General features: G+C 46.6%; 1 tRNA gene. It reads left to right on the top strand.

From position 1 onward, the window contains the following. Nucleotides 1-35: 35 nt before the first annotated feature. Nucleotides 36-110, top strand: a tRNA-Met gene (locus tag CHH53_RS17040). Nucleotides 111-249 lie beyond the last annotated feature (139 nt).

Genomic DNA, 249 nt, shown 5'->3' with positions numbered 1-249 from the left:
TCTTTATCAGTTTCATAGAGAATACCTATCATCATCGCGGGGTGGAGCAGGGGTAGCTCGTCGGGCTCATAACCCGAAGGTCGCAGGTTCAAATCCTGCCCCCGCAACCATAATAATTCACTTACTACGTCGATATTTCTTCTTGGCTAGTGAAAAATGGGAGTACCTGAAGGGTGCGACGATAATGTTTTAATCGTGGTACACGAAGTGTGCAACCAAAGACATGATAAAGTGGTCCGGTAGTTCAGC

Source organism: Terribacillus sp. 7520-G (assembly GCF_002271665.1).
Classification (GTDB): Bacteria; Bacillota; Bacilli; order Bacillales; family Amphibacillaceae; genus Terribacillus.
The sequence above is the reverse complement of the archived record's forward strand: the minus strand, read 5'-3'. Positions and strand labels throughout refer to the sequence as shown.